This window comes from Neobacillus jeddahensis (genome assembly GCF_000612625.1).
Classification (GTDB): domain Bacteria; phylum Bacillota; class Bacilli; order Bacillales; family Cytobacillaceae; genus Neobacillus; species Neobacillus jeddahensis.
This window is the reverse complement of record NZ_CCAS010000042.1, coordinates 1-12,276: the sequence shown is the minus strand read 5'-3', so window position 1 is coordinate 12,276 and position 12,276 is coordinate 1. Positions and strand designations below refer to the sequence as shown.

The following is a 12,276-nucleotide window of genomic DNA, read 5'->3' as shown; positions in this document are numbered from 1 at the left end:
TACCATATCTACTAATTTTATTGAAGTTCCTTCATAAACTCAAATGTTTTAGGAGCCTTTTCCAACAATTTTTCTCTTGTATTTTTATTTAAATTATACATAGCAAAACACTCTGCAAAGTATTCTTCTTGATAAAAGAAATAATCATTACCTGGAAACAATTTTTCATGCTCATTCTCCCAAATTATCTGAAACTCATCAGAATCACTAATTTTTCCTAGCAGATAATGATCAATCGTATGGGCCAATTCATGTAATTCTAAATTTACCGATCCATGTGCAGTCCCATCATTACTAGATCCGATTTTAACAAGAACTAGTTTTGAACCACCGATCCCTGGAACATCATCCCATGTTAAATTAGATTGATAGCCACGAGGAACAATCCCTGCTAAATGCTTTACTGTTGGATTATCCGTCAGTTTTCCTGTAAAAAGTTTAACAATAACTCCATGTTGAGTTAATTTTTCTAATAAAGACCTTGGCAATGAATCTATTCTTGAGATGATGGCTGCCGCTTCTTTTTGATCAAAGGATTGTTGGGGTAGCACAATGATTTGCTTTACAAGCTGGACTGATTGGTCACTTTTAAGTGATTGATAGAGTTCCGTATTTTGAGGAAAGTCCCCTAGCATGATCCCATCAAAAGAAGCATCAGATGTCGTAATCGATGATAAAAACAACCCCGCCACAACCACAGCGACGACCCATTTTCGCATTCTATTTACCCCATTTTGTCTAGTTTTAATAGAATTATAACATGTAAAATAGCAATAATGAGTGGAATTTAAAAGGTAAAAAAGGAATATGCTTCAAAAAAAAGAAGTTGCCAACCGGCAACTCGCTAGTATATTCTTTAAACTTCTAACCCAAAATTTCGACAAAGTGAAGCTAAACCACCCGCGAAACCACTTCCAACAGCGCTGAACTTCCAATCACCATTATGGCGGTAGAGCTCACAAATGACAACAGCTGTTTCAACTGAAAAATCTTCGCCAAGATCAAAGCGTAGAACTTCACGGTTTGATTCTTCATCCAAGAGGCGAACAAAGGCATTGGATACTTGACCAAAATTTTGGTTTCTCAAATCTGCATCGTGAATGGTTACCGTAATCGCAATTCGGTGTATATGAGAAGGAACCTTACTGAAATCGATCTTGATTTGCTCATCATCGCCGTCCCCCTCTCCTGTCCGGTTATCACCTGTATGTTCAACCGCTCCAGAGGGGTCAATCAAATTATTGTAAAAGATAAAATCAGAATCTTGAATCACTCTACTATTCGCATCTGTCAAAAAGGCAGAAGCATCTAAATCAAAGTCATGACCTCCATGATAACGATTCGTATCCCAACCAAGGCCAACAATAACCTTGGTTAACCCAGGATTCGTTTTCGTTAGATCAATTCTTTGTCCTTTTGCTAAGTTAATCCCCAAATAACTCACCTCGTTACAATTCGTCTCATCGGAACTCTAGAAAGCAATCCACGTATTTCCATTACAATCCTTAACTAAACGAACGTACTACTTCACTTAGGCTGGCAGCATTTGTGCCACTACCAATCGCTGCAAACTTCCAATCATTGCCATGGCGATAAATTTCACCCGTCACAAGGCATGTTAAACCGCTATAATTATCTGATAGGTTGTAATGAAGAAGCTCTTGATTATTACTTGGATTTACAATTCTGATAAACGCATTTTGAATCATCCCAAAATGCTGCTTTCTTTTAACACAATCATAAATATTTACAACGAATACTAGCTTCTGGATAGTAGATGGTACTTTGCTCAAATCAATCATAATTTGTTCATCATCGCCATCACCATCACCAGTTAAATTATCTCCTGAGTGTTGAATACTGCCGTCATTGCTTTTTAAGTTACCAAAATATACGACGTCTTTATTAGATTGGAGTTTGTCATTTGCCCCAAGCATAATAACGGAAGCATCACAGTCAACATTGGCACCGCCGCCACCGCCGAATAGTCCGCCCAATAAGCCTCCGCCCTTTCCACTCTGTACAGGATCCCAGCCTAGTCCCACCAAGATTTTCGATAGTCCAGGGTTTCCTTTCGTTAAATCAACACGTTGACCTTTTTGTAAATTAATCGCCATTCCATTCACCTCATAAGTTTTTTTGTAGAACTAACAATCTTAGAATTATGATTGCTTCACTTTTTTAAAGTTTTCTTGAAGCTGTTCTAATCGTTTAGTGCCCTCAATTCTCATTCGTTTATTCTCTTCTTCAATGGCACGGGTTTCTTGCATTCCTTTGATGATAATATTCCATGATTCTTCAATGGTCTCGATTTTAATACTTGGACCACCGGCAAGTCTAGCAATATCTGTACTTTGCTGAGAAATGTTCTGTGCATTTTTAAGCAACATTTCATTCGTTCTACGGTCCAGCTCACTCATAGAATCTGCGACAAGCTTTTGTCTTTTCGCTGCTACCGCCTGTATTAAACCATTTTTAAAGATAGGTATGGTTGTAACAAAGGCAGAGTTGATCTTTCCAATTAGCTTCGTATTTCCCCTTTGTAAAAGCCTAATTTGCGGCGCTGTCTGCAGGGAAACCATTTTCGCCATTTCTAAATCATAAATTCTTTGTTCCAACAGATCTATTGCATTCTTCAATGAATCTAACTGCATGGATGCAAGCTGGTCACCGGCAGCTACGCGGGCTTCAAGCTGTGGCAGTTGATTGCCTTTCAGCTCTTCCACCTTTAATTCACCAGCTACGATATATTTTTCTAACGTTAAATAGTATTGGTAGTTTTGCTCATACATTTGTTCGAGCATATTAGTGGAGTCCACCATCTCATGCTGATATTTCGAGATTTCTACATAAACTTTATCAATTTCGGAACCCATCGTTTGGTATTTTCCGAATAACTTCTCCACCATTTTCTCGCCCTTTTTAAAGAGTTTACCGAAAATACCTCCTGAGGTCTTCTGAAAGTCCTTCGCATCAAATTTGTCCATAATACGACCAAGGTGTTTCAGTAACTCCCCGGAATCTTCTACCTTTGTTGTCCGCATATTGCTTAAAATTTGATCAGAAAACCGAGATATCTGTACGGCTGGCTCTTTTCCAAACTCTAAAATTTGAATTTGATCACGTTCATCAATGGTACGAGCTAAATTCTGAATTTCGGGTTCTTTGCGAAGTGCCAGTTTAATATCGGAGACTTTTGTTTCCGTTAATACATCCTCGGCCCCAGTAGGTGTTACACCACTAGATGGATTTGGTGATAGATTCACTGATTAATCTCCCCTTAAATTTTTTAAGATGCCTTGAAAAAGACCTTTTTTGAATAGTGAAGGCTCCTTGAATTCAAGATCAAATACAACGTCATCAAGCCAATGTTTATCAAATAAACGTTCATCGAGATAGTTTTCAATATCATTATGCCCTGGTGGATTATAGAGGATAATATCAATTCCAAATTGATTTAGAAGCAGCAACAAAGCCGCATCCGACCGTGAAAGTGGTCCTGTTCCTTCGTTATTGTAAATCATTAATTTGGGAACATGCTGAGAATAATCGAACCTCTCCATCAACTGAATGATATTTTTAGGCATAAACATGGCTTGAGTAAACAAATACATTCTTACTTCATCGAGACTTTCACTTGGTAAAGGCTTTAACTCTGGTTTTTCACAGATTCTCCTAATCGCATTGGCAATTCCTCGTTGCAAGCCTGTTGCTAAAAAGGAATAGGGCCAGTAGTGTGATTGCATTACCTTGTCAGGGTTCACATACCCATCATGACCGAGTGCGTTTCGATAATGAAAACGAAAATCAGCAGTACTGGGTATAGTGAAAGGGAGCCTTCGAATTAATAAACTATGCTCAAATTGACTAAGAGCTTGAATTCGATCCCAATACTCTTTTCGATTTTTACTAACCCCTTGCACTTTAGCAAAAATAGCCGGGATTTTGACTTGCCCGTTCCCCACTTCAAAATTCGGACGAACCATAGCAATTTCTTTACTGAGAATATATAGCTCGTCATAGGTTGTTTTTAAAGTGATCGACGATGGTGTGTAATCTCTTAATTGCCATGGTTTATACAAGCCTGACCCCTCTTGGTTTAAAATGGTCTCGATTTCTTTAGAGGCCCGGTAAGCAACGGTTGTTTTCCGAGCACGTTTTTCCATTGGAAACGATTCTGCCGGCTGTTTATTTGGGTATTCATGGGTGAATACCGGCTCTTCAATTAGCCCAGCTAAAATATCGATGCCTTCGGGGTGAAAAATAACGATATCACAGCCAAGTTTCAATAAGTAATATAAAAAATATTGATGACTTTTTTTGAAGTCTCCATACCATAAAAATTTGGGCATCGCTCTTTGTGGATCTGCATGGTCCAATGGTTGCTGGAGATGGTTAATTGACCATTTAACAAGATCAACGAGAATCCGTCTCAACTCATGGTTTTTAAGCCCTGATGGCTCGCGATTTGCGTACAATTCAAGCGTAGCAATCATTGCTTCTCTCAATTTTCGATGAATCACAGGCACTTTTGATTTCAGCAACAGTTGTTCCCCATCAAGAAAAGCAGTGAAACGATTAATGGATAGTTTCTGTTCATTATTAATATTAATTACTTTTTGAATGGATTGAAAATGAGCATTATCAATGGTTTTATTCAGTGACGCTTCGGTTAGCAGCTGTAGCTCCCATTCCTTATTGTGGATGTAATCAAAAAGCTGATTATAATATTCATCCGCATCAATTGGTATCCCCAAAAACTTTCCTACCACTTGCCCAATTTGAATTGTTCCCTTTTCCAATGAATAATTCGGACGTTCAGGCAATTGTTTTTTTAACATGGCCTGCCAATTTTCATAAGAAAGGGATATGGAGCTTACGTTCAATTGACTTAATGGTGGATACATATAAAAATCCCTTCCCTCTAAACGCGAAAGCTTCTCACAAGAAAAAAAATCAAACTTTGAGAATTGTCCAGTTCCAGTCTTTAGCAATGTCTTTCCATCATTCCCTGACTAGGCACTTTCGCTTTACTGCTAGAAAATTATGTAAGGTTTCTATATTATCATATCACAGTTGATTCTTTGGTTCATTTGTTTATACGAAAGTCGAGAAAAAATGTTTCACTCTTCTTCTAATTCTCAATCTTTCACCTTTTACCTCGTCCTTACATACTATTGAGTACTCACATTAAAGTAGGTGACTTATATGCGATTTTTATATAAACGACCAAGGATTGACCACGTCCATGATGAATTGAATACCGTTATGGAAGTAATGATTTCCGATTTATTTATTTATCTTGATTTATTTGTATTCAGTTTCATCTTTACCATGCTGCTTTCACCCGCGATACAGTCGTTAACAATATCGATTCTATTCTTTATTGCATCCTATTGTTTATTCGCTTGCCTATATTATTTTCTATTCAGTCGAATCATGCGAAAATACTAGTTCGCATGATCATGACAATAAGTTATGAAACTGTTGAAGAATCTCTTCACCAGCTAACAAACCACTTGATTTTGTTAAAAAATAGTTGGTAGTGCCAGGCACCGGTGCGAGTAAATTAGCCAATTCACCGTGGTTTGGGACAAATCGATATTGGCAATTCTTTAGAAAATCCCAATCAAGGATAGAGTCTCCTGCCCCTGCAATCGCATTTATGCCTTCAAGTTTACAAATATATTCAAGCGCGCTTCCTTTACTAATCGCCTTTGGGATAAAATACAATTTTCGCCCTTGTAAGGAAACCCTCCAGCCATTTTTGAGAGCCAGTTCATCGATCGCTTCCTTTTCAGTAACCGTCGGGAGACAATTTAATATGTAATAGAAAAACAAATTCTCCGCCTGATTCTTCTCACCATCTAGGTCGAAACCTTCTTTTTTCAAAACATTGAGCAATTCAATTTGTGATACTGTCTCCATTTGTCTGCGCTCTTGAATATAGTTTGACCATTCCTTCAGAGGAATGCCTTGATATAGTATAGTAGCACCATTAGAAGTGACAGCGTATTTTATCGGAATCTCTTGTTTAAAAATCACAAAACGGTTAAATTGAGCTGTTGTTCTCGTTGTTACCGGTACAAAAATTCCTTGGTGGGAAATCTCTTTTAATTTTATGAAAGAGGTTTCTGTCATAAAGGAGACCCATTTTCCATCCTTCTCCTCTACGGGTTTAAGCTTGGAGCTTATTGGCATGCCAAGATCAGTGATTGCCCGTGCGGAATACATTAATGTGCGATCAAGGTCTGATGCAAATATCATTCTTGCATCCCCTTAACCGATTTGATCAACCCACAGCATAAATAATTTAGATGAGGATACTCCACCACTTCTACCCCTTTTTCTTCCGCTAGCATCAGTATGTGTTTTACAAAAGGACTTGAAGAATCACGCATTAAAATTTTCCACGGAACCCTGCGGAGAAGAACCCTAGTAGTTTCCCCCACCCCTGGTTTAATAAAATTTGTGCTTTCAATCGAAAATTCATTCTGGATTTTCTTTACATCTGCCATTCCTAAAAAGCCCTTGTGGATCTCATGATGGTTTTTTTCAGAGCCAACTTTAGTGGCCTCTTCCCAAATAGCAGGATATTCATTGGAAATTAAATCGATGAATTCATTAGAGACATCGTCTGCAAGCAACTCTCGATAAAACTTAGCTCCATGAAAATCATCCTTACTAATGTAGTTATCATTTAAAACCGTTCGACTAATAAGCCCGGAAACAGTTGAGTTTAAACAGGCACTAGGAATTAAAAAATCCTCTCTAGTTCCAAACAGAGTGGTGCAATGACCAGGATCCGCAATAACGGCTAATGTATCATCAAGACTCACTCCGTGCTTTTTTTCATATTCAAGACAAGCCTTCGTTAATTCGATCGATATCGCGCCCTTACCTGTCCACCCATCCACAAATTGAATCATTCCATCAGGGTGTTCATTACAAATATATTGAATGGCATTTTCATCTATTCCTCGGTCACGGATGATTGAAATACTATAGTGTGGTAATGAAACACTATATCGCAATTGAATATATCTTTTGATTAAGATGCCTACAGGGGTACCGGCTCTAGCAAGTGAAACGAGGACGGTTTTTCTCCCCTTTAATTGATAAATTTGCTCAGCTACTATCCCTACACACAAAGCTACTTTTTGCTTATATTCATGCAATGTTTTCCAGAATAATTCAACATACTCCTTAGGCGGCTGGTACTCAATCGGCAAGGATTCACTATAATGTCCTCCTGATTGGATCTTGGATTCTCGATTAAGTGCGGAATCTTCCAGTTTTATTTCACTTAAATCTTTTAATAAAAACAGAACATCCTGATCTTGATAGGTTCCGAATCTAGCTGGTTTATTAACTATTTTTTGCATATTATTCACCTCATACTCTTGAAAAAAAGACTATCTTTATTGATTTAATTGACGTTTTTCCAAGTCCTTCCAGCATTGATTTTAACTGGTTATCATCTACTTCTCTCTCAAAAAAGATAAATAGTTCATCGTAATGCCCTGGTGGGATGTTGTATACAAAGTGTGAAACCTGATGGTCCTCAGGATTGGAAAAGTTTACGCCATACCTCGCCCCATAACCCACCTTGTTTTCAATGTAGATTGGGCTTCTCGTTGTGGATTGATAACAAACCCCTGTGCCCATTTGCGCGGCCAACATCAGAGGCAGATACATAAATTCCCCCGTACCAAGACATAAGATGTTGTTACCTGTTCTTTTTCCCCTTAGATAATCAGCGGCCGCTGACAGCTTTTTATGTAACGATCTATTTTCTAGACTAGACAAACCAAATCGCCCTGTTTCTACAATAAAAGGTGCTTTGGTCAATAAATTAGTAGATGTGTAGGGAGAAGCATAAAAAAAGGAAGTGAGGTCTAGTTCTTCTATAGTCGGCTCTTCCAACCCATTCGTTTCATATAATTCAGCATGATTTTCTAGTTCTGTTAGTTGTTTCACTTGAACATGACCGGATAAAAGACTAACAACATTTATTTTTATCCTCAGTTCCTCTTCTAGTCTTGAAAAGTTTTCCCGATTTTCTTGTGAGCGCCAATCCAAAATGCTAACAATCGTATAAACTTGTCTGGGGAATTTTTCATGAATAGAACGAATGATATTTAAGGTTGTTTTACCTGTTGTCATTTCATCATCGACAAAAATAATCTCTCTTTGATGATCAATCATCTCTAATGGAATATAACAGCGATGTGAGGTTGCGTGAGAGTGCTCCTCCTCAAAAGTGATCTCTGGACTTTTACCAGAGATTTCTTCTCTTGTCGTATGAAAAAATTCAGCGGTTTGGAAGCAATTGAAAAAAGCATGTCCTAGGGCTGTCGCAGTTTCAGCAAAGCCTATCACTACAGGATCTATTTGTTCTGGTACAAAGGAACGAGAGCCAAAATCACCATTTGTAAGAAATCGGGATAACAGCGTCTCCCTTTCTTCACAGTCTAATCCGCAAACTAATTCTACATACCGTGTCGCCAGAAGAGCTGCTATTAGCAGTCCTTTATTGGGATTAATGGGCAAATGTTTCCCTAACACTTTACTAACAAATAAAAATGACCGCTTTTTATTGATTCGTGCCGCCATCGTAAAAAGCTCATCGGGAGGTAACTGAAAGGGATTCTCCACTACCTCTATCTCTGTTTCTAGAGAATTAAGAATATTAAACGTATACTTCTTTTTTGATAAGATCGATGTTTGTGTAGTTTTCATGTAACACCCCGTAAAGCTGAGATTTTAAGATTGTTTTCTTTGCCCAATAAAAATGCGGTTTAATCTCGTTCATTTTATTTGAAAAATCACTTTTCATAACCCCGACCTTTCCTGTCGCAGCATTGACAATGTTGCTCGCATCAGTATATTCTTCATAGGAAACAACATTAAGTGACTGCACCACTTTGATATGCGAAGGATGAATGATCGTTTTTCCTGTGATCCCGTTACTTATATCCATGAGTATTTCACGAATGAGACCGTCCATATTTTCATCGATTAATTTTGCCCGCAGCTTCAACCCTTCATCCCCATATCGTTCACGGAACGGCGTTTGCCGGAGCTGTGGCTTTAACATCCTTTTTTTAGCAGAGAAATATTCCCAAACTGGTCCTGATACCACATATGGACTATCAAACCTTTGAAAGACATTAATAATATCAGAGATGCAGTCTCGTAAAACAGCAATATCATAAACAGTCGTGTCTGCACTTCTACGGATCCCATATAAGCCACAAAAATCAGTTGCACCTATTCGAACATTCAGAATATTATCTCTGTAATTGTCAAGCAGATACTTAATGTTCATCAATTCATTCATTCTAGTTTCTTTCTGCATCACCAGAGCGGATTCCAAAATTGGCATCGCGTAAAAAGGATGATCATCTGAATGAATTTGACGGACAGTTTCTAGTAACGCTTCTCCTGCTTTAGCACTAAACTTTGGTAGTACTACACCAGTTAACAGATGTATCGCATCCCCTAATTGCTCGGTGACCCGTTTGAATTGCTCTAGGTCACGAATCCGAATAAACATGAGCGGCAAATCCTCATAACGAAGGAATCCTCTATTTATTTCTCCAAATAACTTTGTGACTTCCGTAATGAGCATCATCTCGGCAACATGGACTTCTGTATCACCAACTGCATCTTCAAGATCAATAACCAGGGATGTCAGCCCTTCATGCTTCTTAGAAAGAATCTCTTGATGTATATTCGGACGAGTGGCTGGCATATAGAGGGTTGCACCTAGTCCGTATGATAAAAGTTCACGCTCTGTGTATTTAGAAAATACTTGTGGCTTTTGAAAGAAAAACCGCTTGATTTCATCCTCATACAAATATGTAAAAAACTCCATAACCATTTTCTCCTTTAATAAAGGTAAAGAAACCCACCAATTGGTTCATATACATCCGAGGCGGGGCCATTTTCTAATATTTTCTTTAAACTAAAAAATAGGGGAGACGGACTCTCGTCAGCTCCCCACATTTAGAATTCCATTATAAATTGTTTTCCTTACTGCCTTCCCTTTTCTTATTCCTAAAGTGAACAATAAAGGTGGCACCAAAAGTGATTAATAAGATGATAAAGAAGGTTATATGTCCCATTTCAATATGAATGACTGAAAGGAACATTTTAACTGAAATGATTAGAATTAAGATATACGCTGTTGTTTCTAACTCAGGAACACGATCGATTAAGGTTAAGAACACACCTGCAACGCCTCGCATCATCAATACGCCAAGCATACCGCCAATTAGTAAAACCCAAATGGCTTCACTGACGCCAAATGCAGCAAGAACGCTGTCTACAGAAAAGGCTATGTCCATTAACTCAACTGCAACAACCGTTCCCCAGAAGCTTCCAAATAAGCGAATCAAAAGTCCGCTTTGATTTAGACCTTCAGCTTCCTCCTCATCATGTCCAGCACCTTTTCGCTTATCGAGGAAGTATTTAATAGACAACCAAGCAAGGTAACCTGCTCCTAATACTTTTACCCACCAAAGCTTGATTAAGAACACGCCAATGCCAATGGCAATGAAACGGAAAGCATAGGCACCTAATAAACCATAAAAGAGAGCTTTCTTCCGCTTTTTTGGTGGCAAATGTTTAACCATCACGGCTAATACCAGCGCATTATCAGCAGATAGTAATCCTTCTAAGATAACAAGTGTACCAATTAGGCCCCAACTTACCGGATCTGTTAATACTTCTCCCCACATTTCCCAATTAAAAAATTGAGAATACGTGTGCAAAATATGTTCTATAACTGACATTAAAAGACTTCCTCCTAGGTGTTAAAACGTTTTTTAAAAAGACCCCTAATTTCGGGTCTTTTGATGGCTAATTATTAGCCTATTGATAAACCAAAGTCCGTTGCTAATGCGGCTAAACCGCCTTGATAACCACTGCCAATTGCGCTAAATTTCCATTCACCGTTATGGCGATATAATTCGCCTACGACAATGGCTGTTTCTATGGAGAAATCTTCTCCTAAATCATAACGGATCAGCTCTTCACCAGTTGCTTCGTTAAAGATCCGTGCATATGAATTGGATACTTGACCGAAGTTTTGATTTCTACTATCTGCATCATGGATTGTAATCGTAAAAGCAATCCGTTGAACGTTTGCTGGAACAGCGGATAGATTAATTTTCACTTGCTCATCATCACCATCACCTGCACCAGTACGATTGTCGCCCGTATGTACAACTGCTCCATTAGCCCCCTGTGGATTATTATAGAAAACAAAGTCGGTTTCATTTGTTACTTTACCATTTTCTCCTAACAGGAAGATGGATGAATCTAAGTCAAAATCATTTCCACCATCATATTTATTAGTGTCCCAACCAAGCCCAACAACAACATTAGTTAGCCCTGGATTTGTTTTTGTTAAATCCACTTTTTGACCTTTTGATAAACTTACTGCCATTTTTCATTCCTCCATTTTAGGTTATAGTCTATTTACGAGTTTCTCTTAAAAAGGTTTCATTTATTATGATAATTTTTTTCATACCTTTACGCAAATCTTCCTCAACTCATCCACTTTGGCGGGGTATTTTTATCCCAATAAATCGAACCAAGATCGTGATGACTTTGAAAATCATCATGATAGGTATGGTAATGAAAATTAAACCAGTAGCCCTCTTTTGGTGGATTATCTCTTCGTACATGAAAACGTAAAATATCTTTCCCTGAAACCCCATTTTTTATATTGAAAATTTTTTCGGCATGACCCGCGCCAGGCTGCTCAGTAATCACTAAATTTTTTAAGTCATCCTCTGGAAAATTAGAAGCTGTTTCAACAATGGCTTGTTCTATATTAGGTAAAATAAGCTCGCGAAATTCATCTTCGATTACCGGCTTTATTTTTGTCCCAAATTTTTGATAAGACTGGTTTTCTGCCTGTTTTATTAGTTCCTCCGTAAACTTCTCTCTATTAAACTCGGATTCTTCTAATAATCTTTCGGGCAGATCGAAGCTAGTATCTGCAGAATGTGCTTCAACAGCATCGCGATCGTTAAAGCTATCAGCATTAACTGAATGGATTAACTGTGTTGGGGTGACAAGGCCAAATGTTAGGATAGAAACCATAACAAACAGGGATTTACGAAGCCACTTGTTCATCTCTATTACACACCTCATGACTACAAGATTTTCAGAAAATTAGTTTCTTACAAAATATTATACTTCTTTTTTTATAAAAAAGGCAAAATCAATAAACTCACAATAGAATAAACTTACTTATAGAAA

12 protein-coding genes are annotated in these 12,276 nt (G+C 38.0%); all 12 read right to left on the bottom strand.

Annotated elements, in window-relative coordinates; all coding sequences use genetic code 11:
• Positions 1-17: 17 nt before the first annotated feature.
• Entirely contained in the window at positions 18-719 is a 702-nt protein-coding gene (locus TY15_RS16375; RefSeq protein WP_040208536.1) for an anthrax toxin lethal factor-related metalloendopeptidase, read from the bottom strand.
• Between the two features lie 137 nt (positions 720-856).
• Entirely contained in the window at positions 857-1,435 is a 579-nt protein-coding gene (locus tag TY15_RS16370; protein ID WP_040208534.1) for a TerD family protein, read from the bottom strand.
• Between the two features lie 70 nt (positions 1,436-1,505).
• Positions 1,506-2,117 (bottom strand): TerD family protein, encoded by a 612-nt coding sequence (locus tag TY15_RS16365; protein WP_040208532.1) that lies wholly within the window; start codon positions 2,115-2,117, stop codon positions 1,506-1,508.
• A gap of 45 nt (positions 2,118-2,162) precedes the next feature.
• Positions 2,163-3,266 carry a toxic anion resistance protein gene (locus TY15_RS16360; protein ID WP_040208530.1) on the bottom strand — a complete coding sequence of 368 codons (1,104 nt, stop codon included), beginning with the start codon at positions 3,264-3,266 and terminating at the stop codon, positions 2,163-2,165.
• A gap of 3 nt (positions 3,267-3,269) precedes the next feature.
• The gene (locus TY15_RS16355; RefSeq protein ID WP_042375006.1) at positions 3,270-4,907 is read right to left on the bottom strand and encodes a YceG family protein; all 1,638 of its coding nucleotides are present in this window, start codon (positions 4,905-4,907) and stop codon (positions 3,270-3,272) included.
• 556 nt (positions 4,908-5,463) lie between these two features.
• On the bottom strand, positions 5,464-6,267 hold the full coding sequence (locus TY15_RS16350) for an HAD family hydrolase (RefSeq protein WP_040208528.1): 804 nt from the start codon (positions 6,265-6,267) through the stop codon (positions 5,464-5,466).
• Positions 6,264-7,385, bottom strand: coding sequence for a cysteine protease StiP family protein (locus tag TY15_RS16345; protein WP_040208526.1), 1,122 nt, complete (start codon positions 7,383-7,385; stop codon positions 6,264-6,266). Before TY15_RS16345 ends, TY15_RS16350 begins: the two co-directional genes overlap by 4 nt.
• A gap of 10 nt (positions 7,386-7,395) precedes the next feature.
• Positions 7,396-8,742 (bottom strand): phosphoribosyltransferase family protein, encoded by a 1,347-nt coding sequence (locus TY15_RS16340; protein ID WP_040208524.1) that lies wholly within the window; start codon positions 8,740-8,742, stop codon positions 7,396-7,398.
• A complete protein-coding gene (locus TY15_RS16335; RefSeq protein WP_040208523.1) occupies positions 8,693-9,880 on the bottom strand; it encodes an HpcH/HpaI aldolase/citrate lyase family protein in 1,188 nt (395 codons plus the stop codon). Before TY15_RS16335 ends, TY15_RS16340 begins: the two co-directional genes overlap by 50 nt.
• Before the next feature lie 142 nt (positions 9,881-10,022).
• Positions 10,023-10,799 (bottom strand): TerC family protein, encoded by a 777-nt coding sequence (locus TY15_RS16330; protein WP_040208522.1) that lies wholly within the window; start codon positions 10,797-10,799, stop codon positions 10,023-10,025.
• Positions 10,800-10,873: 74 nt separating this feature from the next.
• Positions 10,874-11,455, bottom strand: a complete 582-nt coding sequence (locus TY15_RS16325; RefSeq protein ID WP_040208521.1) for a TerD family protein — start codon at positions 11,453-11,455, stop codon at positions 10,874-10,876.
• Between the two features lie 101 nt (positions 11,456-11,556).
• The gene (locus TY15_RS16320; RefSeq protein WP_040208519.1) at positions 11,557-12,150 is read right to left on the bottom strand and encodes a YpjP family protein; all 594 of its coding nucleotides are present in this window, start codon (positions 12,148-12,150) and stop codon (positions 11,557-11,559) included.
• Positions 12,151-12,276: the final 126 nt, after the last annotated feature.

What these genes read in the sequence shown, in the direction of transcription:
- TY15_RS16375 (WP_040208536.1), bottom strand. Translation starts at nt 719, where the DNA reads ATGCGAAAATGGGTCGTCGCTGTGGTTGTGGCGGGGTTGTTTTTATCA.
- TY15_RS16365 (WP_040208532.1), bottom strand. Translation starts at nt 2,117, where the DNA reads ATGGCGATTAATTTACAAAAAGGTCAACGTGTTGATTTAACGAAAGGA.
- TY15_RS16355 (WP_042375006.1), bottom strand. Translation starts at nt 4,907, where the DNA reads ATGTATCCACCATTAAGTCAATTGAACGTAAGCTCCATATCCCTTTCT.
- TY15_RS16350 (WP_040208528.1), bottom strand. Translation starts at nt 6,267, where the DNA reads ATGATATTTGCATCAGACCTTGATCGCACATTAATGTATTCCGCACGG.
- TY15_RS16345 (WP_040208526.1), bottom strand. Translation starts at nt 7,385, where the DNA reads ATGCAAAAAATAGTTAATAAACCAGCTAGATTCGGAACCTATCAAGAT.
- TY15_RS16340 (WP_040208524.1), bottom strand. Translation starts at nt 8,742, where the DNA reads ATGAAAACTACACAAACATCGATCTTATCAAAAAAGAAGTATACGTTT.
- TY15_RS16335 (WP_040208523.1), bottom strand. Translation starts at nt 9,880, where the DNA reads ATGGAGTTTTTTACATATTTGTATGAGGATGAAATCAAGCGGTTTTTC.
- TY15_RS16330 (WP_040208522.1), bottom strand. Translation starts at nt 10,799, where the DNA reads ATGTCAGTTATAGAACATATTTTGCACACGTATTCTCAATTTTTTAAT.
- TY15_RS16325 (WP_040208521.1), bottom strand. Translation starts at nt 11,455, where the DNA reads ATGGCAGTAAGTTTATCAAAAGGTCAAAAAGTGGATTTAACAAAAACA.
- TY15_RS16320 (WP_040208519.1), bottom strand. Translation starts at nt 12,150, where the DNA reads ATGAACAAGTGGCTTCGTAAATCCCTGTTTGTTATGGTTTCTATCCTA.